Raw genomic sequence first — 21,753 nt, 5'->3', positions numbered from 1 at the left:
AGCACCGGCGCGGACGACGTGGACGCCATCCCACCCCCGCTGCCGGAGCCGGCACCGGACGACATCCGCCTCGAGGACGTGTTCGGCGCGCTCAACGAGCCGCTGCGGCTGGGCGTGGTGCGCAAGCTCCTGCTGGAGGCACCCGGCACCGCCCGCCCGTGCGGCTGGGTCGGCATCGACCCCTCCCCCAAGTCGACGCTCACCCACCACTTCCGCATCCTGCGCGAGGCCGGTGTCACCCGGCAGCGCCAGTACGGCCTCGAACGGCGCAGCGAGGTCCGCATCTCCGACCTCGACTCCCGCTTCCCCGGCCTCCTCGACCCCGTCCAGTCCTGGCAGCCGTCCGTCCGGCAACCGGGCTAGCGTGTCCGGTGACAGATCTCCAGTGACAGATCTCCAGTGACAGATCGAGGTCGTGGTCGGCGGGGGTGCGGTGACGGCGAGCCGGGGGGCGGACGCACCGGTGCCGACGGGTCCGGTGCCGCCCAGGGCTGAGCTCGACGAGGCCACGCTCGTGGTCCGGGCCCAGGAGGGCGACGCGCGGGCGTTCGAGGTGCTCGCCCGTCGGCACCAACCCGCGCTGTACCGGCTGGCCGTGCGCGTGATGGGCGACCGCGCCGAGGCCGAGGACGCCCTGCAGGAGGCGCTGCTCGACGCGTGGCGGCGCATCGGGCGCTTCCGGGGGGAGTCGGCGTTCTCGACGTGGATGTACCGGGTGGTGACCAACCGCTGCCTCGACATGCTGCGCCGGCGCCCGCCGCTGCCGGTCGACCGGGTCGCCGATTCGGCAGCACCCGACTCCCCGGAACGCTCGGCCGAGGTCGACGCCGGCATGGTCGCGCTGAGGCGGGAGCTGCGGTCGCTGCGCGCCGAGCTGCGCGTCTGCTGGGTGCTGCGGGAGCTGGAGGGCCTGAGCTACGCCGAGATCGCGCAGATCACGGGGGCGAGCGAGGATGCGGTGCGCGGGCGGATCCACCGCGCGCGGGTGCGGCTGTCGGAGGTGATGCGACCGTGGCGCTGAACCCCGAACCGGCCGACGCCCCCGTCGCGCCGCTCGCCTGCGGGCGGGATCCCGCCCTGCTGTGGGACCGGGCGGCCGAGGGCGTCCCGCTCGACGCGCACGAGCGGGCCTGCCCGCACTGCCGGGCTGCCCACGCCGACGCCCGGGGCCTCGACGCGGTGGTGCACCGGATGGCCGGGCAGCGGATCGAACCGCCGGACGCGGTGCTGGACCGGGTGATGTCCGCCGTCGCCACCGAGCTGCGACCGCACGAGCTGCTGGCGCTGCCCTCGCCGCACGGGCCCGCCCGGGTGAGCACCGCAGCCGCGGCCGCGGTGCTGCGCCGGGCGGTCGACGGGATGGGGGGCCTGCGCGCCCGCAGCTGCCGCATCGACCAGCAGGGCGTGCCCGGCGCCGACCCGCACGCCGTGGACGTCCGCATCACCGTGACCGCCCGGTTCGGGGTCGACCTCGCCTCGGTCACCGCGCGGGTGCGGCGGCTGGTGATCGCCGCAGGCGAGCAGGTGCTCGGGCTGCCGGTGCGGCGGGTGGACATCGACGTGGTCGACCTGTTCGGGGACGACGAGGCGTGACGGCGCCCGGGCGCACCCCTTCCCGGCCCAGGCACCCCGATTCCGCTGACGCCCGCCGCCGGCGGGTCGCGTGAGCCCGGACGGGTAGCGCGACCCGGCGCGTGGTGCGCGGGCGCCCGGTCAGCCGTTGCCGCCGGGCAGGACGCAGTCGTCGCAGAGGCCTCCGCTCCCTGGCACGCGGTAGTAGAGGCAGCAGCTGCGCCGCCGGAACGTCCAGACCCGATCGGGGTCGCGCGGGGGCAGCAGCTCCCCCGCCCCGGCGAACGCACCGTGCGCCAGCACCGCCTCCGCGGTGGCCGCGGCCCGGTCGGCCACGGCGGGGCGCTGCACCACCAGCAGCCGCTTGGCGGCCGCCACCGTGGATGCCGCGTTGCCCCACAGCAGCCGTTCGGCCACCGGGACCTGCGCCCGGACCGCCGTGACGAGGGGCGTCAACAGGTCGTCGAGCAGCGCCGGGAGCGCGTCGGCGGCGGTGAGAGGCGGCTCGCCGACGCGGGGCACCCAGCCGCCGTCCTCGGTGCGGTGCCAGAAGACGGTCGCGGGGCCCAGCTCGGGCATCGCCCCGTGCAGCACAGCAGCCGCGTACGGGGCGGAGACCAGCCGGGCCGCGAACCCCTGGAACGCGAGCGACGCTGCCACCCGCTCCTCGCACCCCAGCGCCCCTCCGACGTGGCCGATCCGGTCCCGCACCGGTTCGGGGTCGGCCAGCGGCCACCCGGTGGACGCCGCCGGGCCGGTGCCGAGCGCGAAGAACGGGCCGATGCGAGCCACGTCGGCCAGCAGCGAGCGCGCGTCCACACCCGGAAGTGTGCTCCGGTCACTGGGCGCGCACGATCGCTCACGGGCCGAGTAGTCTGGGCGGCGCTGCGCGGTCACACCGACGAAACCGGCCGTACATTTTACAGGGAGCGCGGTCGATCTCGCGCGTTCGAGGCCGGTCACTGTCGTCACTGCTGCTCTAACTGGCGAATCGCCGCTCCGACGTGCGACATTGTTCCGGCGAAACCGCACCCGCTGACGCGTGCGCGCTCGCACCGTGCCTTGTGGCCAGCACCGGAGGCGCTGGACACAGGAACCGGCCCGACGCCGCACAACGGCGTGAGGTCGTCGTACCGGTGTCCGAGGCCCACCACGTCCGGACGCGCGGTGCTGCGTTGCGACCGGGAACACCAGATCCGGCGGAACGGAACGGGGGTCCGCCCCCTTCCCAGCAGGTCGACCCCACCACACACTCGTCCCACCGTCGTCCCGATGCTCGAGTCGAGGTGCACCGAGCCGACAACAGACGACGACTGACTGGAGGCACTCTTGGCTGCGATCTCAGCGGGTACCTCGTCCGGGCTCTACGACCCGGAGTTCGAGCACGACGCATGTGGCGTCGCCTTCGTCGCCGATCTCGCCGGTCGCCGCGACCACGGCATCGTCCGCAAGGCGCTCACGGCCCTGTTGCGGATGGAGCATCGCGGCGCGCGGGGCGCGGAGGTCAACACCGGGGACGGTGCGGGGATCCTGATCCAGGTGCCCGACGAGTTCTTCCGGGCCGTCGTGGGGTTCCCACTGCCCGCAGAGGGCGCCTACGCCGTCGGCACCGCGTTCCTGCCCGTCGACCGCGCCGACGCCGACTCCGCCGTGGCCGAGATCGAGAAGCTCGCCGCCGAGGAAGAGCTGCAGGTGCTGGGGTGGCGCGAGCTGCCGGTCGACCCGGACGCCGCCGACCTGGGCCCGATGGCCCGCGACGCCATGCCGAGCTTCCGGCAGCTGTTCGTCGCCGGGCTGGCCGGCGAGACCGGCCTCGAGCTGGAGCGCCGCACGTTCTGCCTGCGCAAGCGCGCGGAGCACACCACGGGCGCGTACTTCCCGAGCCTGTCGCCGCGCACCATCGTCTACAAGGGCATGCTCGCCGAGCCGCAGGTCGAGGCGTTCTACCCGGACCTGTCCGACGAGCGCGTCACGAGCGCCGTCGCCGTGGTGCACTCGCGGTTCTCCACCAACACCTTCCCGGCGTGGCCGCTCGCCCACCCGTACCGGTACGTGGCCCACAACGGCGAGATCAACACGCTGCGCGGCAACCGCAACTGGATGGCATCGCGCGAGGCGCTGCTCGAGTCCGACGTCATCCCCGGTGACCTCGCGCGCCTGTCCCCCATCGTCACCCCGGACGCGAGCGACTCCGCCACGTTCGACGAGGTGCTCGAGCTGCTGCACCTGGGCGGGCGGAGCCTGCCGCACGCCGTGCTGATGATGATCCCGGAGGCGTGGGAGAACCACGACGAGATGGACCCGGCGCGCCGGGCCTTCTACGAGTTCCACTCCACGCTGATGGAGCCGTGGGACGGGCCCGCGCTGGTCGCGTTCACCGACGGCACCCAGATCGGCGCCGTGCTCGACCGCAACGGCCTGCGCCCGGCGCGCTACTGGATCACCGAGGACGGCACGGTCGTGCTCGCGTCCGAGGTGGGCGTGCTGGACGTCGAGCCGTCGGCCGTGGTGCGCAAGGGCCGGCTCGAACCGGGCCGCATGTTCCTCGTCGACACCGCGGCGGGCCGGATCCTCGACGACGCCGAGATCAAGGGCGCGCTCGCGGCCGAGCACCCGTACGCCGAGTGGCTGCACGCCGGCCTGATCCACCTGGACGAGCTGCCGCCGCGTGAGCGCGAGATCTACGACCACGCCGCGATCACGCACCGGCAGCAGTCGTTCGGCTACACCGAGGAGGAGCTCAACATCCTCCTCAAGCCGATGGCGGTCACCGGGGCCGAGCCGATCGGCTCGATGGGCAACGACGCGCCGCTCGCGCCGTTCTCGTCCCGCCCGCGGCAGCTGTTCGACTACTTCACCCAGCTGTTCGCGCAGGTCACGAACCCGCCGCTGGACGCGATCCGCGAGGAGCTCGTGACGTCGCTGCAGAGCCTGCTCGGCCCCGAGCAGAACCTGCTGGACGCCACGCCGGCGAACTGCCGGACGATCGTCGTGCCGTTCCCCGTCCTCGGCAACGACGACCTCGCCAAGATCATCCACATCAACGACGACGGCGAGCTGCCCGGGTTCGCCTGCGTCACCGCCAAGGGCGTGTTCAAGGCCGCCGAAGGCGGGCTGGGGCTGTCGCGGCGGCTCAAGGAGATCTGCACCGAGGTCTCCGAGGCCATCGAGGACGGTGCGCGGCTGATCGTGCTGTCCAACCGCGGCGTCACGAAGGACTTCGCCCCGATCCCGTCGCTGCTGCTCACCGGCGCCGTGCACCACCACCTGGTGCGGGAGAAGACGCGCAGCAGGGTGGGCCTCATCGTGGAGGCGGGCGACGCGCGCGAGGTGCACCACATCGCGCTGCTGCTGGGCTACGGCGCCGCGGCCGTGAACCCGTACCTCGCGATGGCCACCGTCGAGGACCTCGCCATGCGCGGCGACATCCCCGGCGTCACGGCCGAGCAGGCCGCGAACAACCTGGTGAAGGCGCTCGGCAAGGGCGTCCGCAAGACGATGTCGAAGATCGGCGTCTCCACGGTCGCCTCGTACACCGGCGCGCAGATCTTCGAGGCGATCGGGCTCGGCCCCGACGTCATCGACTCCTGCTTCGCCGGCACCACGTCCCGCCTCGGCGGCGTCGGGTTCGACGAGCTCGCGGAGGAGGTGCTGATCCAGCACCGCCGCGCGTTCCCGGCCGACGACGTCCGGCCCAACCACCGCACGCTCGCGGTGGGCGGCGAGTACCAGTGGCGTCGCGAGGGCGAGCTGCACCTGTTCAACCCGCAGACGGTGTTCAAGCTGCAGCACTCCACGCGCCAGGGCCGCTACGACATCTTCAAGCAGTACACGGAGGCCGTCGACGACCAGGCGCAGCGGCTGATGACGCTGCGCGGCCTCTTCCGCTTCAAGGAGGGTGCGCGGCCGCCGGTGCCGATCGAGGAGGTCGAGCCGGTCGAGGACATCGTGAGGCGGTTCGCCACCGGCGCGATCTCCTACGGGTCGATCTCGAAGGAGATGCACGAGACCCTCGCCATCGCGATGAACCGCCTCGGCGGCAAGTCCAACACCGGCGAGGGCGGCGAGGACGCCGACCGCTACACCTTCGACGCGAACGGCGACTCCCGGCGCAGCGCGATCAAGCAGGTGGCGTCCGGCCGGTTCGGCGTCACGAGCGAGTACCTGGTGAACGCCGACGACCTGCAGATCAAGATCTCGCAGGGCGCCAAGCCGGGTGAGGGCGGCCAGCTGCCCGGCGCGAAGGTCTACCCGTGGATCGCGAAGACCCGCTACTCCACGCCGGGTGTCGGGCTGATCTCGCCGCCTCCGCACCACGACATCTACTCGATCGAGGACATCAAGCAGCTCATCCACGACCTCAAGAACTCCAACCCGCGCGCCCGCATCCACGTGAAGCTGGTGAGCCAGGTCGGCGTCGGCACGGTCGCGGCGGGCGTCGCGAAGGCCTACTCCGACGTCGTGCTCATCTCGGGCCACGACGGCGGCACCGGCGCATCGCCGCTGTCGTCGATCAAGCACGCGGGCGGGCCGTGGGAGCTGGGCCTCGCCGAGACCCAGCAGACGCTGCTGCGCAACGGCCTGCGCGACCGGATCGTCGTGCAGACCGACGGGCAGCTCAAGACGGGCCGGGACGTCGTCATCGCGGCGCTGCTCGGGGCCGAGGAGTTCGGCTTCGCCACCGCGCCGCTGGTGGTGTCGGGCTGCATCATGATGCGGGTCTGCCACCTCGACACCTGTCCGGTGGGCGTCGCCACGCAGAACCCCGAGCTGCGCAAGCGGTTCGACGGGCGGCCGGAGTACGTCGTCAACTTCATGCGCTTCGTGGCGCAGGAGGTGCGCGAGTACCTCGCGCAGCTCGGCTTCCGCTCGATCGCCGAGGCCGTCGGGCACGCCGAGGTGCTCGACACCGACGACGCCGTGCGGCACTGGAAGACCGAGGGGCTCGACCTCTCGCCGATCTTCCACATGCCGCAGCTGCCCCCCGGCACCGCGCGGCACCGGACGAAGCCGCAGGACCACGGGCTGGAGAAGGCGCTCGACAACACGCTCATCCAGCTGTCCGAGGGCGCGCTGTCCTCCGGCGACAAGGTGCGCCTCGACCTGCCCGTGCGCAACGTCAACCGCACGGTCGGCACGATGCTCGGCTACGAGCTCACCCGGCGCTGGGGCGGCGAGGGCCTTCCCGACGACACGATCGACGTCACGCTCTCCGGCTCGGCGGGCCAGAGCTTCGGCGCGTTCGTGCCCAGGGGGATCACGCTGCGCCTGGTCGGCGACAGCAACGACTACTTCGGCAAGGGCCTGTCGGGCGGCCGGCTCACGCTGCGCCCCGACCCGTCGGCCCCGTTCGCGGCCGAGGAGAACGTCATCGCGGGCAACGTCATCGGCTACGGCGCCACGTCGGGCGAGATGTTCATCCGCGGCGTCGTCGGCGAGCGGTTCTGCGTGCGCAACTCGGGTGCGCTCGCCGTCGTCGAGGGCGTGGGCGACCACGGCTGCGAGTACATGACGGGCGGCCGCGTGGTGGTGCTCGGAGCGATCGGGCGCAACTTCGCGGCGGGCATGTCGGGTGGCGTCGCGTACGTCCTCGACCTCCCCCGGCACCGGGTCAACGGCGAGATGGTGGACATCGACCCGCTCGACGACGACGACCGCGCCTTCCTGCGCGACACCGTCGAACGCCATCACGCCGAGACCGGATCTGCGGTCGCGCGCGCCCTGCTGACCGACTGGGACGACGCCGTCGAACGGTTCGGCAAGGTCATGCCCAAGGACTACAAGCGGGTGCTGCAGGCCCGCGCCGCGGCCGAGCGCGACGGCCGCGACATCGACGAGGCGATCATGGAAGCGGCGCACGGATGAGCGAGAACATCGATGAGGCGGCAGTAACCATTCCTCTTGGGGAGGCCGCGCATGGCTGACCCGAAGGGCTTCCTGAAGGTCCCCCGCGAGACCCCGACCCGCCGTCCCGTGCCGCTGCGGCTGATGGACTGGCGGGAGGTCTACGAGGAGTTCCCGGACGGCCGCCTGGAACAGCAGGCCAGCCGCTGCATGGACTGCGGCATCCCGTTCTGCCACCAGGGCTGCCCGCTCGGCAACCTCATCCCGGACTGGAACAACCTCGTCTACCGCCACGACTGGCGCGAGGCGATCGAGCGGCTGCACGCCACCAACAACTTCCCGGAGTTCACCGGGACGCTGTGCCCGGCCCCGTGCGAGGCGGCGTGCGTGCTGGCGATCAACAGCGATGCGGTCACGATCAAGCAGGTCGAGCTGCAGATCATCGACCACGCGTTCGAGGAGGGCTGGGTGGCCCCGCAGCCCCCGGCCACGACGACCGGCAAGAAGGTGGCCGTCGTCGGGTCCGGGCCGGCCGGGCTCGCCGCCGCGCAGCAGCTCACCCGCGTCGGGCACGACGTGGTGGTGTACGAGCGCGCCGACCGGATCGGCGGCCTGATGCGCTACGGCATCCCCGAGTTCAAGATGGAGAAGAGCCGGCTCGACCGGCGGCTGTCGCAGATGCAGGCCGAGGGCACGCAGTTCCGCGCGTCGGTGGACGTCGGCACCGACGTCACCGCCGATCAGCTGCGGGAGGACTACGACGCCGTGGTGCTCGCGGGCGGGGCCACCGCGTGGCGCGACCTGCCCGCGAAGGGCCGCGAGGTCGAGGGCGTGTACCAGGCGATGGAGTACCTGCCGTGGGCCAACCACGTGCAGCAGGGCGACATCGACGCGCCGCCGATCACCGCGGAGGGCAAGGACGTCGTGATCATCGGCGGCGGTGACACCGGGGCCGACTGCCTCGGCACCGCCCACCGGCAGGGCGCCCGCTCGGTCACGCAGCTGGAGATCATGCCCACGCCTCCGGAGAAGCGCACCGAGGGCATGCCGTGGCCGACCTACCCGATGGTCTACCGGGTGTCGTCGGCCCACGAGGAGGGCGGAGAGCGGCTGTTCTCGGTGAACACCACCGAGTTCGTCGCCGACGAGGACGGCAGGCTGAAGGCGCTGCGGCTCGTCGAGGTCACCCGCGACGCCGATGGCCGGTTCCAGCCCGTGGAGGGCACCGAGAAGGAGATCCCCGCCCAGCTCGTGCTGCTGGCCATGGGCTTCCTCGGCCCCGAGAAGGGCAAGCTGCTCGCCGACCTCGGCGTGGAGCTGGACCAGCGCGGCAACGTCGCCCGGGACGCCGACTTCATGACCAGCGTCGACGGCGTGTTCTCGGCGGGCGACATGGGCCGGGGCCAGAGCCTGATCGTCTGGGCCATCGCGGAGGGCCGCGCCGCCGCGGCCGGGGTGGATGCGTACCTGACGGGCCGCGACGTCCTGCCGAAGCCGATCGCGCCGACGGACCGCCCCATCACCTGAGCGCCGACCGTACGAGCGGCACTCCGATGCCACCGAGGACATGCGTTGGCGTCCGATAGAGCGGTACGGGAGTGCCGTTCGTACCTGCTCGCCGTCGGCGACAGGGGTGCAGACGTGCAGATCGGACCGTATGCTCATCTGCATGCGTACGACCTTGAACCTCTCCGACTCGCTCGTCGAGGCGGCTAAGGCGCGCGCGCGGGCGGAGGGTCGGACCTTCACGAGTCTGGTCGAGGAGGGACTACGCACCGTCCTGGCCCAGGAGATCCCCACCCAGCGCGTGGCACCGCTGCCTGCCTACGGCGACCGCGACGGCGCCTTCCTCGTCGATCCGGAGGATCGGGACGCGCTCTGGGCGGCGCTCGACGCCGACGGTGCGCGGTGATCGTTCCCGACGTCAACGTCCTCGTGTACGCGTACCGCCGCGAGGCCCAGCGCCATCACGAGTACTCGGCGTGGCTCGCCGGCGTCGTCGCGGGCGGTGACGAGCTCGGGCTCGTCGAAAGTGCACTCACGGGCTTCGTGAGGATCGTGACCAACCCGCGGATCGTCGCAGACCCCGCTCCGACGACCGAGGCGCTGCGTTTCGTCCGTGCGCTTCGCACCGGGCACCGGACGAGGTCGCTCGCCGCCACCGACTCGACGTGGACGCAGCTCGAGAGCCTCGCTCGTACCGATCGACAGGTTCGCGGCAACCTCGTGCCGGACGCCTGGCTGGCGGCGATGACACTCTCGCACGGCGGGCGCCTCGCCACTGCCGACCGCGGGTTCGCCCGGTTCGAAGGCCTCAACTGGTTCGACCCGGCCGACGGGTGAGCGAGCCGTTAGCCGCGGATTGCGGGCCTCGTCATCGACTTGTGGCCGGCTCAGCCGTTCGACCAGCGCGAAGGCGCCCGCCGTCAGCGCACCCACGGCCATGCCGGCCACCAGCCCGCGCACCGGATCGCCTCCCGTGAGCGGGCCCAGCACCAGGCCGACCGCCATCATGTAGCCGGCCCACAGCGCGGAGCTGGCGAGCGAGCAGGGCAGGAACCGGTGCGGGGCCAGGCCGTACCGCCCGGCGGCGGTCGTGCTGACCAGCCGCCCCGCCGGCACGAAGCGCGCGGCGACGATCGTGACCGCGGGCCGGCGGGCGATGTTGCGCTGGACCCAACCGGCGATCCCGCCGCCGCCGGGGCGCGCGAGCCTGCGCGACGTGCGGCCGAGCGTGAAGAGCAGGTGGTCGCCCGCCACCGATCCCACGAACGCCGCGGTGAAGAGCCCGAGCGCCATCGGCACGTCATGGCACCCCCCGGCGACCGCGGACGCCGTCATCAGCAGCGGCTCGCTCGGCACCACCGGGAACGGCCCGTCCAGCGCCACGAGCAGCGCCAGCGCCGGCAGCAACCACGCGCTGTGCAGCAGCAGTGCGACGTCCATCCCGCCCCCTCGATCACCTTCGAGGGTGGTCGGCGCGCGCTCCCGGGGCAGTACCGCAGACACCCCGATCGCACCGGGGGCTGTCCCCACCCGGCGGGCACTACGGTGACGCGGAGCGTCGGACGGGTGAGGAGTTGCGGGGGCGTTATCCGACCGTAACGGCCGCGTGCGCCCGAGGGGTTGACGCTAACCCCTGTTAGCGCTCACATTGGGTCGCCCGCTCCAGGCGGGACCCAGGTTCGGTTCGGGGCAGGCATCTCGAGGAGGAGACGTGTACAGGAAGCTCGGATTGGTCGCCGCGGGCGCCGCAATGGCGCTCGCGCTGGCGGCCTGCGCCGGCGGTGGCGCCGGCGGGGGTGCCGGCGGGGGCGGCGGCGCAGGTGGGAACGCCCAGCAGCAGCAGCCTGGCGACCTGCTCGTCGGCGTGGCGATGCCCACGCAGACCTCGGAGCGTTGGATCGCCGACGGGAACGCGGTCAAGCAGCAGCTCGAGCAGGCCGGGTACCAGGTCAACCTGCAGTACGGGAACGACGACATCCCGACGCAGTCGCAGCAGATCGACCAGATGATCACGCAGGGTGCCGACGCGCTGATCATCGCCGCGATCGACGGGACGGCGCTCTCCAGCCAGCTGGAGACCGCGAAGTCCCAGAACATCCCGGTCATCTCCTACGACCGGCTCATCCGCAACAGCGCGAACGTCGACTTCTACGTCACGTTCGACAACTTCCAGGTCGGCGTCGCGCAGGCCGAGGCACTGCTGACCGGGCTCGGCATCAAGAACGCCGACGGCTCCCAGGGCTCGGCCAAGGGACCGTTCAACATCGAGCTGTTCGCCGGCTCCCTCGACGACAACAACGCCTTCTACTTCTGGAACGGCGCGATGTCGGTGCTGCAGCCGCTGCTCGACAACGGCACCCTCGTCGTCAAGAGCGGCCAGAAGGCGATCGAGCAGGCCGCCATCCTGCGCTGGCAGCAGGAGACCGCGCAGAAGCGGATGGAGGACCTGCTGACCTCCGCCTACAGCGACGGCAGCAAGGTCAACGGCGTTCTGTCGCCGTACGACGGCCTGTCCCGCGGCATCATCACCGCGCTGCAGAACGCCGGCTACGGCCCGACCACCGGCGGTGGCGCGAACCCGATGCCGATCGTCACCGGCCAGGACGCGGAGATCGCGTCGGTCAAGCTCATCTCCGACGGTGTGCAGAGCTCGACCATCTTCAAGGACACCCGCAAGCTGGCCGAGCAGGGCGTCATCGCCGCGAAGGCCTTCCTCTCCGGCAGCCAGCCGCAGGCCAACGACACCACGACGTACGACAACGGCGTCAAGGTCGTCCCGTCCTACCTCCTGCCGGTCGTCACCGTCTACAAGGACAACATCCAGAAGGAGCTCGTCGACACCGGCTACTGGACGGCCCAAGAGGTCGCCAGCGGCCAGGCGGGCTGACGCGGGAATCCGAGCGCGGCGGGCCCCGGCTGCGGATGCTGCCGGGGCCCGCCGAACCACGAACGACCGGGACGGCTCGACCGAGAAGAGATCCATGGACGACTACATCCTGGAGATGCGCGGCATCACCAAGACCTTCCCCGGCGTCACCGCGCTGGCGGACGTGAACTTCGCCGTGCGGCGCGGCGAGATCCACGCGATCTGCGGAGAGAACGGCGCAGGCAAGTCGACGCTCATGAAGGTGCTCTCCGGCGTCCACCCCACCGGTGACTACGAGGGTGAGATCGTCTACGACGGCGAGCCCGTCCGGTTCTCGGGCATCCGCGACAGCGAGCACGTCGGCATCGTGATCATCCACCAGGAGCTCGCGCTGGTGCCGTACCTCTCGATCGCCGAGAACATCTTCCTGGGCAACGAGCGCAGGGGCCGCGGCGGGCTCATCGACTGGAACCGGACGAACGCCGAGGCCACCCGGCTGCTCGCCGAGGTCGGCCTCGCCGAGACCGCCGTCACGCCGGTCGGACAGCTCGGCGTCGGCAAGCAGCAGCTCGTGGAGATCGCCAAGGCCCTGTCCAAGGACGTGCGCCTGCTCATCCTGGACGAGCCGACCGCCGCGCTGAACGACAACGACTCCGCCCACCTGCTCGACCTGCTGCGCGCCCTCAAGGAGCGCGGCATCACGTCGATCATGATCTCGCACAAGCTCAACGAGATCGTCAGCATCGCCGACCGCACCACCGTCATCCGCGACGGCCGCACCGTCGAGACGATGGACATGGCCGATCCGGACGCCACGCAGGAGCGGATCATCCGCGGGATGGTCGGCCGCGACCTCGAGAGCTTCTACCCCGAGCGGGAGTCGAGCCCCGGCGAGGAGGTGCTGCGCGTAGAGGACTGGACGGTCTGGCACCCCACGCAGGAACGCACCGTCGTGGAGGGGGTGAGCTTCACCGCCCGGGCGGGCGAGGTCGTCGGGATCGCCGGGCTCATGGGCGCCGGGCGCACCGAGCTCGCGATGAGCATCTTCGGACGGTCGTACGGGCGCAACATCTCCGGGCGGATTTTCATGCACGGCAAGCAGGTGCGCGCGCGCACCGTCGCCGAGGCGATCGAGAACGGCATCGCCTACGCCACCGAGGACCGCAAGCGCTACGGCCTCAACCTCATCGAGGACATCCGGCGCAACGTCTCGGCCGCCGCGCTCGGCAAGCTCTCCTCGCGCGGCTGGGTCAACGGCAACGAGGAGATCAAGGTCGCCGAGGAGAGCCGCCGCAACCTCAACATCAAGGCGCCCAGCGTCATGAGCGTGGTGGGCAAGCTCTCCGGCGGGAACCAGCAGAAGGTCGTGCTGTCCAAGTGGCTGTTCACCGACCCCGACGTGCTGATCCTCGACGAGCCCACCCGCGGTATCGACGTCGGCGCCAAGTACGAGATCTACACCATCATCAACCGGCTCGTCGCGGCGGGGAAGGCCGTGGTCGTGATCTCGTCCGAGCTGCCCGAGCTGCTCGGCACCTGCGACCGCATCTACACGCTGTCCGCGGGCCGGATCACCGGTGAGGTGCCGGTGGGCGAAGCGACCCAGGAGAACCTGATGACCCTCATGACCAGGGAGAGGGAGTCGGCGGCATGACCAGGACCGCACCCCCGGAGGAGAAGGCGCCCGAGGGCGCCACCACGGCGGCAGCGCTGCACACCGGCACCAGCAACGTCCGCGAGCTGCTCACCCGCAACATGCGGCAGAGCGGCATCTACGTGGCGTTCGTGGCCATCGTCGCCCTGTTCGCGATCCTGACCGACGGCGTGTCGCTCAGCCCGATCAACATCACGAACATCATCCTCCAGTACTCCTACATCCTGGTGCTGGCGATCGGCATGGTCATCGTGATCATCGCCGGCCACATCGACCTCTCCGTCGGGTCGGTGGTCGCGCTCACCGGCGCGGTCTCGGCGGTCCTGGTCATCCAGCAGGGCATGCCGTGGTGGGTCGGGATCCTCGCCGCGATCGCCGTCGGCGTGGTGATCGGCGCCTGGCAGGGGTTCTGGGTGGCCTACGTCGGGATCCCGGCGTTCATCGTGACCCTCGCCGGCATGCTGCTCTTCCGCGGCCTCACCCAGCAGGTGCTGGGCAACATCTCGCTCTCCCCGTTCCCCGCGGAGTACCAGGAGGTGGCCACCGGCTTCCTCAACGGCCTCTTCGGCGGCCCCGGCTACGACGTGTTCACGCTGGTGATCGGCGCCCTCGGGGTGGCGGGCTACGCGGTGAGCGGCTTTCGCACCCGCCTGGCCCGGATCACCTACCAGCAGCCTGTCGAGTCCTTCCCGCTGTTCGTCGCCCGGGTCGTGCTGGTCGGCGTGGTCGTCATGTACTTCGCCTGGCAGCTGGCCAACGCGCGCGGCCTGCCCGTCGTCCTGATCATCCTCGGCGTCCTCGTGCTCGCGTACGGCGTCGTCACGCGGCGCTCGGTGTTCGGGCGGCAGGTCTACGCGATCGGCGGCAACCTGTCGGCCGCGACGCTCTCCGGCGTCAAGGTCCGGGCCGTCAACTTCTGGATCTTCGTCAACATGGGCGTCCTGTCCGCCGTCGCGGGGATCATCTTCTCCTCCCGCTCCAACGGCGCCCAGCCGGGCGCGGGCAACATGTTCGAGCTCGACGCGATCGCGGCGGCGTTCATCGGCGGCGCGGCCGTCACCGGCGGCGTCGGCACCGTCGTCGGCGCCGTGGTCGGCGGTCTGATCATGGCGGTCATGAGCAACGGCATGCAGCTCATGGGCATCGAGCAGCCCATCCAGTCCGCGGTCAAGGGCATCGTGCTGCTGCTCGCGGTGGCGTTCGACATCTACAACAAGCGCCGGGCGGGCTCGGCCCGCTGAGGGAGGTTCGGCGTAGACGTGAGCGGGGTTTCGGCGGCGCTCGACCCCGGTCACGTCTACGTCGTGCGTTCCCGGGCGCGAGTGAGCTGCGCGACGACCTGGTCCTGCCTGCGCTGATGTCTACGGCGGCGCTGTGGCGCGAGCCGAATGCCCGTCAGCGCGGCGGACTGCCGAAGCCCTACCCCGGCAGGACGATCCGGTAGTCGAAGTCCCGGCCGTCCGGCGCCACGATCTCCAGGTCGTCGGTCATCACCCGGTGCAGGCGCAGCGTCTCCACGGTCGGCGGGTCGTGCGGGGCGCGGACGGCGGCGGAGAACTCGCAGCCATGCCCGAGCTCCAGCCGGACGGCGAGCCCGGCCTCGTTCACGACCTCGGCGCTGCGGCCGTCCGCTGCCACCACGGCGGCCTGCCGGCTCCCCTGCATCGCGGCCGCCCACAGGTCCACGCAGAACTCGTTCGCGACCCGGTGGCCCGGCAGGGTGCCGGTGTAGGACACGTGCACGACCCGGCCGTCCAGGCGCACCGTCTTGCGGAACCGGCCGAACGCCTCGACGTCGTGCAGCACCACGCCGCGCTCGCCTGCGCGCTTCGCCCGGTGGTCCTCCGCGAGCCGGGCATCCAGGTCCTCGAGGTCGTCCGGCGCGGCGTCGGGCGGGTCGCCCTCGCCGTACTCGAACGTGACGGCCACCGGATCGGCACCGGCGACCTCGTCGTAGGCGTTGAAGTTGTCCGGGTAGTACCAGTCGAACGCGGTGTCGCCCGCCGGGCTGGTGCCGGTGGTGCCCCGGCTCGCGTCGACGTCGCAGGCGACGTACCCGTGGTTCGGCGTCCACACGGTGTTCTGCAGCACGATGCCGTCGCACTGCACGCCGCTGTCGGACGACCAGTCCATGTCGAGGAACTGGTACGCCTTGCACGTCCCGCTCACCGAGTACGGACGGCCGTCGGCCAGGCAGAACAGGTGGGTGATCCGGCCGCCGTTGCGGTCGAGCACCACCAGCGCCTGCGCGTTGTAGAGCACGACGCCGGGCAGCGGGTCGTGGTCCCAGTGCAGCCCACGCACCCGGCGCCACGGCGGGGTCGCGTCGCGATCGACGAGGTCCTCCAGCTGCGCCACCCGGTGGACGACGGGACCGGCGTCCCGGAAGGCGCCCTCGGGCCCGCGCTGCGCCCATGCCGCCCACACCGCGGCGGCGAGGTAGACGTGCGCGTTGCGCAGCTGCAGGGACTCCGCGGTCACGAAGTCCTCGGGCTCGGTGCCGCCCTGGTCGTTCTCCGGCACCCTGGCGCGCTTGGACCACTGCGACTCGTGCAGGTTGAGCGTGAAGTACAGCCGGGCGATGTCGAACAGCTGGTTGCGGCAGTCGGCCGGGCAGGACGAGATGGCCCGCTCGGCCCGCTTCGAGACCGTCTCGAGGTCCTCCCCGAGCCACGCGGCCCGGGTCCGGGCCCACGCGGTGTACCAGGTGTCGAACGCCAGCCCGAAGTCGTGACCGGCCACGATCGGCAGGTGCAGCCGCCACTCCTGCTCGATGTACGGGTCCGACGCGCGCACCAGGTCGAGGTCGCCGACGCAGTCGGCGTCGCCGAGATCGTCGGTGGTGACCACCTGCACCCACGGGTGGGCGGCGAGCCAGGACAGGGCTGCCTGGTACTTGTGGTTGAACTGCAGCTCGTTGCCGTTGTAGACACCGTCGAACCAGCCGTTGCCGCTGGCCTTGTCGGCGTCGTCGGAGTAGACGAGCAGGTTGCCGCGCCGCAGCTGCGGCTGCGCGGCGAGCTCGATGAACTTCCGGCGCAGATCGTAGGCCACCTTGCCGCGGTCGGCGTCGCGGTCGTCGGCCCCGAGCAGCTTGTCCTTCATCTCCGGATCGATGAACAGCACCTTGAGGCCGCTCGCGCGGTCGCGCCACAGGTACTGCCAGCTCACCCACCGGCCGTCGGTCTCCCGGCCCATCGGCGGGCCGGCGTTGCGGACGACCGTCGCGGTGTCCTCCTCGCCGTTCTCGCGGTGCCCCCCGTCGACGACGAGGAACTGCACGCCTGCCTTCTGCAGCGCCTGCACGACGTTGGGCCGGTCGGTGACGATCCGCGAGTCGGGGTAGTAGACCGGCCGGGTCGCACCGAGGATCGCGCGCATCGCGTCGGAGCCGAGCGTGATCGCGTCGAGGTTCGTCGCCGCCGTGTAGTAGGGCAGCCGGTGCGCCCCGAACCCGGCGACGACCGGCACGAGCAGCCCGTCGCAGACGTCCTGGCGCATCCGCTCGAGGTCCTCGGGGCAGTCGTGGGCGAGGAGGTCGAGCAGCCCGCCGTTCATCGCCCACATCTGCGGGATGCCGTAGTGGCGGTGCGCGTCCAGGGTGAACGCGTACCCGTCACCGGTGTTGCTCTCCCTGCTGCCCGGGCGGCTGCTGTAGCTCGCGGCCGGATCTCGCATCGTGACCTGCGCGTACGTGCGCGGCGTCGGGTAGTCGTCGTCGGCGGTGGCGAACAGGTCGTTGAGGCCCTGGATCGCGAAGTTGACGAACACGATGCGGGCGGTCCCGACCTCCGCGCGCTCGGCCAGGTCGACCTCCACGTCCCTGCCGTGGTGGGTGACGACCACCGGTGGCAGGTCGTCCCCGCTGCGCGGCACGGCCATCGTGACCGAGTCGGCGGAGAGGTCGACCAGCGGCAGCGGGTCGGGCTGCGGCTCGCGCAGGTCGAACAGCCGGTCGCCGATCCGCACCGCGAGGTCGGGCCGGTCCTGCCGGTGGGCGAACAGGTCCACGACGTCGACGCGGATCTCGTCGCGCTCGGGGGTGCGCCGGTGGTAGAGCACCCACGCGTCGAGCGCGGCGCCCGGCTGGGGGATGAAGATGCGCCGGATGTCGTCGCGCGTGAAGCCGGGGGCCACCGCGACCGTGCGGTAGGTGGCGGATCGGACCTGCTCCCCCTGCGAGAAGGTCACCTCGAGCGAGTAGGTGATCCGGGCGCCCGCAGGCACCGCGGGCAGCCTGGCCTCCAGGTACTGCGTGCGTCCGGTCCGCAGCGCCTCGTCGAGCCCGACGTAGTAGGGCAGGTGCTCGAAGCGGAACCGGCCCTGGGTCCGCATCTGGTGGCGCAGCCAGTCGGCGAAGCCCTCGCGGATGTGCCGCATCCGGGCCCGGGTGGACCACGGTCGCCCGTCCACCTCCACCTGCAGCCGGTACGCGGCGATCGGGGCGTTCGGCACGTGGGTCTCGATGCGGAACGGGAGCAGGACGTCCAGGACGCCTTCGGGCCCGGCGAGGAGCCGCGGATAGGCATCGGGCGTGAAGTGGACGATCCCGGCGTTCATTTGCGACTCCCCCTCGACGAGCGACCCCGACCGGTCGCTCGCGCCTCGTGTCCGGTCCGTTACGGGGCGGGGCCATGAGCTGCACGTCATTGACGTGGGCTCGCCTCGGCGGCAACGCTTCTCCGCGGGATTCCGAGTCCTGCACCCGTCCTGCACCGAGGAGTGGCGAAGCGTGACCTACGGCGCGAGGAACCGGGACCCGGGAGTGGTGCTGCACGTTCTCGGCGACTTCGCGGTCACCGTCGATGACGGGCTCGTCGCTCTCGGTGGCCCGCGGCAGAAGGCGGTGCTCGCCCGCATCCTGTCCGGGCGCGACGAGACGGTCTCCGCCGAGCAGATCGTGGACGACGTCTGGGGCGAGCGGTCCGCCGACTCCACGCTGGCCTCCGTGCACGCCTACGTCTCCCGGTTGCGCAGGCTGCTGGGCGGCGCGGCGATCCCGAGGCTGGCCGGGCGGTACCAGCTCGACCGCGGCGTCGTCACGGTCGATGCCGACCTGTTCGCCGACGACGTGTCCCGTGGCCGGGCGGCGCTCGCCCGCGGGGCGGACGACGCGGCGGCGGCCATCCTCGAGGTGGCGCTCGCCCGGTGGCGCGGCCCGGACGCGTTCGGCCCGATGCGCGAGGCGCATTTCCTGGCCCCCCTCGCGACGAGGTGGGAGGAGCTGCGGGTGCTCGCCGCGGAAGCGCTGGCCGACGCGCATGCCCGCTGCGGGCGGTCGGCCGACGACGTCGCGCTCCTGCAGGAGCTGGCCGAGCGGGACCCGCTGCGCGAGTCGGTGGCGGTCCGGCTGGTCAGGGCCCTGTACGCGGCCGGGCGCCAGGCCGATGCGCTGGCGGCGTTCGAGTGCTGCCGGCACACGCTCGCCGAGCAGCTCGGCGTCGACCCGACCCCCGAGCTGCGCCGGGTGCACGCGGCCGTGCTGGCCCAGGAGCTACTCCCCTCGGCCGTCTCCGCGGTGCTCCCGACCAACCTGCCACCGCGGAACCGTTCGTTCGCGGGGCGGGAGGACGTGCTCACCCGGCTCGGCGGTGGCCTGGACGACGACGAGCGCCGCCCGCGGGCGGTGGCGCTGGTCGGCCTGGCGGGCGTCGGGAAGACCGAGCTGGCGTTGGAGCTGGCGCACCGCAGGCGCCGCGCGGGCCGCGTCGCGTGGTGGATCGCGGCCGAGGATCCGGCCGGGACCGCCACCGGGCTGGCCGACCTCGCGGCGGCGCTGGGCATCGCCGCGTTCGAGCGCGGAGAGGACACCCACGCGGCGCTGTGGGCCGAGCTCGACCGGGCGCCGGGCTGGGTGCTCGTGTTCGACAACGCCGACGACCCCGCGCTGCTGGAGCCGTTCCTGCCCGCCGCCCGGCACGGGGACGTCGTGATCACCTCGCACAACCCGGCGTGGCGGCGGCTCGCCCGTCCGGTCACCGTGCCCCCGCTGAACAGGGCGGAGTCGGTGCGCTACGTGGTGGACCGCACCGGCGACGCCGCAGGCGAGGCGGACACGCTCGCCGAGCAGCTCGGGGACCTGCCGCTCGCGCTCGAGCAGGCGTGCGCCTACATCGAGCAGACCGGGATGTCCGTGCCCGACTACGTCGAGCTGTTCCGCGAGCGGCGGGAGAGCCTGCTGCTGCGCGATCCGCTCGACTCCCGGCCGACGGTCGCCACGACGTGGGGGCTCGCCTTCGACCGGCTGCACCAGCGGTCGCCCCGTGCGGCCGGGCTCCTCGAGGCGATGGCGTTCCTCGCCCCGGACGCGATCGGCGTCGCGACGCTGCGCAGGCTCGGCCCCGAGGTGTTCGCCGACGAGCTCGACCTGCACGACGCCCTCGCGGAGCTGCTGCGGCTGTCGCTGGTCGACCGCGACGCAGGCGTCGTGCGGATGCACCGGCTGGTGCAGGACGTGGTCCGGGCCCGGTTGCCGACCGGCGTCCGGCGGCACCGGCTCGTCGAGGCCGCCCGGGCGTGCACGGGAGTGGACACCGACGACGTCGCCGCGCACCTGGTGTGCATCGCCGCGCACGCCGAGGAGCTCGCCACCGTGCCCGACGGGCTGGTGGAGGCGCTGGCCGAGCTGGCGCACCGGCAGGCGGCACGTGCGCTCTACCCGGCCGCGCAGCGCGTGCTGGAGGCGGCGTTGCGGCTGCTGGAGGGGTCGGGCGACACCGTGCTGCACGGCCGGCTCGTGTGCCGGCTCGGCGAGGTGCTCGACGCCGCCGGACACCTCGCGCCGGCCCTCGACCTGCACCGGCGCGCCGTGCAGATCCTCGACTCGACCCTCGATCCCGACGACGTCGTGCTCGCGCACGCCTACAACCGCCTCGGCCACGTCCTGAACTGCGCCGACGACGCGCTCGCCGCCATCGAGGCCCACGAGCGCGCGCTGCTTGCTCTGCAGAAGGCGGGGAGGGACGACCTCGTGCCGCCGGTGCTGACCGACCTCGGGTACACGCTGTGGGCCGCGGGCAGGCTCGGGCCGGCGGGCGAGGCGCTGCGGGCGGGACGGGGACTGCTGGAGAGCCAGGGCCGGCGCGACGGCCGGGACTGGGCTCACGCCAGCGCGGGGCTCGGCCTGGTCGAGCAGGACACCGGCAACCTGGAGGAGGCGGCGGCGCTCCAGCGCACCGCGCTCGACGTCTTCACGCGCGTCTGCGGCCCCGACCACCCCGACACCGCCCAGACCCTGGACAAGCTCGGCTACGCGCTGCGGCTCTCGGGCCGCGCGGGCGAGGCGGTCGCGGTGCACCTGCGCGCCGTGCGGCTCCTGGAGCGGGTGCTCGGCACCGACGACTCGCGGGTGGCGATGACCCTCACGAACCTCGGCCTCGCCTACGCCGACGCGGGCCGCGGGAGCGACGCGGTCGAGGCACAGGCGCGGGCGCGCCGGATCTTCCGCACGGCGCTCGGCCCCGAGCACGCGAGCACGCTGCTGGCCGGCAGGCGGCTCGCCGTCGCGCTCGCGGCGGACGGGCATCGCATCCGGGCTCGGAAGCTGATGAGCACGATCCTCGAGGTCGCCGGGCACCGCCTGGAGGGCGACCCCGCCGAGCGGGCCCGCGTCGAGGCCGACGCGGCTCGCGTGTTCGGGAGCGACACGGTCTAGTCCATTGCAAGGCCGCTGCAAGCGCGAGAAGTGACGGTGTACTCCCGCAGGCACTGGGGAGGCAGCCATGGTCAGCCCCGATCCCGGCGCGCCCACGCCGCCGAGCACCGCCCAGCTGGTCAGGGACGCGTGCGACCGGCAGCCCGGCGCGTGGCGGGAGCTCGCGGCGCGGTACGAAGGCCTCGTGCGCGCCGTCGTCGGCTCCTACCGGCTCCAGGAGGCGGACTTCGCCGACGCGGTCCAGAACACCTGGCTGCGCGCGCTCGAGCGGCTCCACACGGTGCGCGACCCCGACAGCCTCGGCGGCTGGCTCACCACGGTCGCCCGCCGCGAGTGCCTCGCGCTGCTGGCCCGGTCACGCCGGGAAGCGCCGACGGCGATGGCGGAGGACCAGCTCGTCGTGCAGGACCCCGGCCCGGAGGCGGTGGTGCTTGCCGAGGAGGCCCGCCGCGCCGTCGCCCACGCGGTGACCGAGCTGCCGGTGAAGCCGCGCGCGCTGGTCAGCGTGCTGTTCTCGACACCTGAGCCCAACTACGCCGAGGTGTCCCGCCTGATGGGGCTGCCGATCGGCAGCATCGGGCCCACCCGGCAGCGGGCGCTGCAGACCCTGCGGTGCGGGCTCGCGCGGGTGGGTCAGGACGTCGTCGCGAGCTGACC

General features: G+C 72.3%; 14 protein-coding genes and 1 pseudogene. 12 read left to right on the top strand and 3 right to left on the bottom strand.

Translation table 11 applies throughout. The features are described 5' to 3' along the window. The first annotated feature begins 18 nt into the window (after nucleotides 1-18). The 3 genes from ABEA81_RS11335 (at nucleotide 19) to ABEA81_RS11325 (ending at nucleotide 1,593) form a co-directional block, all read left to right on the top strand. Nucleotides 19-363: an ArsR/SmtB family transcription factor gene (locus tag ABEA81_RS11335; protein WP_345604916.1), complete on the top strand. Its 345-nt coding sequence runs from the start codon at nucleotides 19-21 to the stop codon at nucleotides 361-363. A gap of 100 nt (nucleotides 364-463) precedes the next feature. Beyond that, a complete protein-coding gene (locus tag ABEA81_RS11330) occupies nucleotides 464-1,021 on the top strand; it encodes an RNA polymerase sigma factor (RefSeq protein ID WP_345604915.1) in 558 nt (185 codons plus the stop codon). After that, nucleotides 1,012-1,593 (top strand): Asp23/Gls24 family envelope stress response protein, encoded by a 582-nt coding sequence (locus tag ABEA81_RS11325; protein ID WP_345604914.1) that lies wholly within the window; start codon nucleotides 1,012-1,014, stop codon nucleotides 1,591-1,593. Before ABEA81_RS11330 ends, ABEA81_RS11325 begins: the two co-directional genes overlap by 10 nt. A gap of 120 nt (nucleotides 1,594-1,713) precedes the next feature. Here the strand turns inward: ABEA81_RS11325 and ABEA81_RS11320 are convergent, their stop codons facing one another. After that, nucleotides 1,714-2,391 (bottom strand): (2Fe-2S)-binding protein, encoded by a 678-nt coding sequence (locus ABEA81_RS11320; RefSeq protein WP_345604913.1) that lies wholly within the window; start codon nucleotides 2,389-2,391, stop codon nucleotides 1,714-1,716. A 510-nt stretch (nucleotides 2,392-2,901) separates the two neighbouring features. On the opposite strand from ABEA81_RS11320, the gene gltB reads away from it, so the two are divergent. The 4 genes from gltB to ABEA81_RS42605 all read left to right on the top strand — a co-directional run bounded on the left by gltB (nucleotide 2,902) and on the right by ABEA81_RS42605 (nucleotide 9,759). Then, a complete protein-coding gene (gene gltB, locus ABEA81_RS11315) occupies nucleotides 2,902-7,437 on the top strand; it encodes a glutamate synthase large subunit (RefSeq protein WP_345604911.1) in 4,536 nt (1,511 codons plus the stop codon). Between the two features lie 51 nt (nucleotides 7,438-7,488). Next, the gene (locus ABEA81_RS11310) at nucleotides 7,489-8,943 is read left to right on the top strand and encodes a glutamate synthase subunit beta (protein ID WP_345604910.1); all 1,455 of its coding nucleotides are present in this window, start codon (nucleotides 7,489-7,491) and stop codon (nucleotides 8,941-8,943) included. Between the two features lie 142 nt (nucleotides 8,944-9,085). Further along, complete coding sequence (locus ABEA81_RS11305) at nucleotides 9,086-9,328, top strand: type II toxin-antitoxin system VapB family antitoxin (protein ID WP_345604909.1); 243 nt, start codon at nucleotides 9,086-9,088, stop codon at nucleotides 9,326-9,328. Beyond that, complete coding sequence (locus tag ABEA81_RS42605; RefSeq protein ID WP_425570524.1) at nucleotides 9,325-9,759, top strand: TA system VapC family ribonuclease toxin; 435 nt, start codon at nucleotides 9,325-9,327, stop codon at nucleotides 9,757-9,759. Before ABEA81_RS11305 ends, ABEA81_RS42605 begins: the two co-directional genes overlap by 4 nt. A gap of 171 nt (nucleotides 9,760-9,930) precedes the next feature. Here ABEA81_RS42605 and ABEA81_RS42600 read toward each other — a convergent pair. Beyond that, a pseudogene (locus ABEA81_RS42600) lies at nucleotides 9,931-10,362 on the bottom strand (DedA family protein); the annotation flags it as partial. 310 nt (nucleotides 10,363-10,672) lie between these two features. Between ABEA81_RS42600 and chvE the strand changes: the two are divergent. The 3 genes from chvE (at nucleotide 10,673) to mmsB (ending at nucleotide 14,683) form a co-directional block, all read left to right on the top strand. Beyond that, the gene (gene chvE / locus ABEA81_RS11295; RefSeq protein ID WP_425570523.1) at nucleotides 10,673-11,809 is read left to right on the top strand and encodes a multiple monosaccharide ABC transporter substrate-binding protein; all 1,137 of its coding nucleotides are present in this window, start codon (nucleotides 10,673-10,675) and stop codon (nucleotides 11,807-11,809) included. A gap of 94 nt (nucleotides 11,810-11,903) precedes the next feature. Next, nucleotides 11,904-13,442 carry a multiple monosaccharide ABC transporter ATP-binding protein gene (mmsA, locus tag ABEA81_RS11290; RefSeq protein WP_345604906.1) on the top strand — a complete coding sequence of 513 codons (1,539 nt, stop codon included), beginning with the start codon at nucleotides 11,904-11,906 and terminating at the stop codon, nucleotides 13,440-13,442. Then, a complete protein-coding gene (gene mmsB, locus ABEA81_RS11285) occupies nucleotides 13,439-14,683 on the top strand; it encodes a multiple monosaccharide ABC transporter permease (protein ID WP_345604905.1) in 1,245 nt (414 codons plus the stop codon). Before mmsA ends, mmsB begins: the two co-directional genes overlap by 4 nt. A 178-nt stretch (nucleotides 14,684-14,861) precedes the next feature. On the opposite strand, the gene ABEA81_RS11280 is transcribed toward mmsB, so the two are convergent. Beyond that, nucleotides 14,862-18,002 (bottom strand): hypothetical protein, encoded by a 3,141-nt coding sequence (locus tag ABEA81_RS11280; RefSeq protein WP_345604904.1) that lies wholly within the window; start codon nucleotides 18,000-18,002, stop codon nucleotides 14,862-14,864. A 172-nt stretch (nucleotides 18,003-18,174) separates the two neighbouring features. Between ABEA81_RS11280 and ABEA81_RS11275 the strand changes: the two genes are divergently transcribed. Next, nucleotides 18,175-21,096: a BTAD domain-containing putative transcriptional regulator gene (locus ABEA81_RS11275; protein ID WP_345604903.1), complete on the top strand. Its 2,922-nt coding sequence runs from the start codon at nucleotides 18,175-18,177 to the stop codon at nucleotides 21,094-21,096. 67 nt (nucleotides 21,097-21,163) lie between these two features. Beyond that, complete coding sequence (locus ABEA81_RS11270) at nucleotides 21,164-21,751, top strand: RNA polymerase sigma factor (protein WP_345604902.1); 588 nt, start codon at nucleotides 21,164-21,166, stop codon at nucleotides 21,749-21,751. The last annotated feature ends 2 nt before the right edge of the window (nucleotides 21,752-21,753 follow it).

It is taken from the genome of Pseudonocardia adelaidensis (genome assembly GCF_039543345.1).
Lineage (GTDB): Bacteria > Actinomycetota > Actinomycetes > Mycobacteriales > Pseudonocardiaceae > Pseudonocardia > Pseudonocardia adelaidensis.
This window is presented reverse-complemented; position numbering and strand designations above follow the sequence as displayed.

Excerpts from the sequence above, each read along its gene's own strand:
- chvE (WP_425570523.1), top strand. The coding sequence starts at position 10,673 with ATGGCGCTCGCGCTGGCGGCCTGCGCCGGCGGTGGCGCCGGCGGGGGT.
- mmsB (WP_345604905.1), top strand. The coding sequence starts at position 13,439 with ATGACCAGGACCGCACCCCCGGAGGAGAAGGCGCCCGAGGGCGCCACC.
- ABEA81_RS11270 (WP_345604902.1), top strand. The coding sequence starts at position 21,164 with ATGGTCAGCCCCGATCCCGGCGCGCCCACGCCGCCGAGCACCGCCCAG.
- mmsA (WP_345604906.1), top strand. The coding sequence starts at position 11,904 with ATGGACGACTACATCCTGGAGATGCGCGGCATCACCAAGACCTTCCCC.
- ABEA81_RS11305 (WP_345604909.1), top strand. The coding sequence starts at position 9,086 with ATGCGTACGACCTTGAACCTCTCCGACTCGCTCGTCGAGGCGGCTAAG.
- ABEA81_RS11310 (WP_345604910.1), top strand. The coding sequence starts at position 7,489 with ATGGCTGACCCGAAGGGCTTCCTGAAGGTCCCCCGCGAGACCCCGACC.
- ABEA81_RS11280 (WP_345604904.1), bottom strand. The coding sequence starts at position 18,002 with ATGAACGCCGGGATCGTCCACTTCACGCCCGATGCCTATCCGCGGCTC.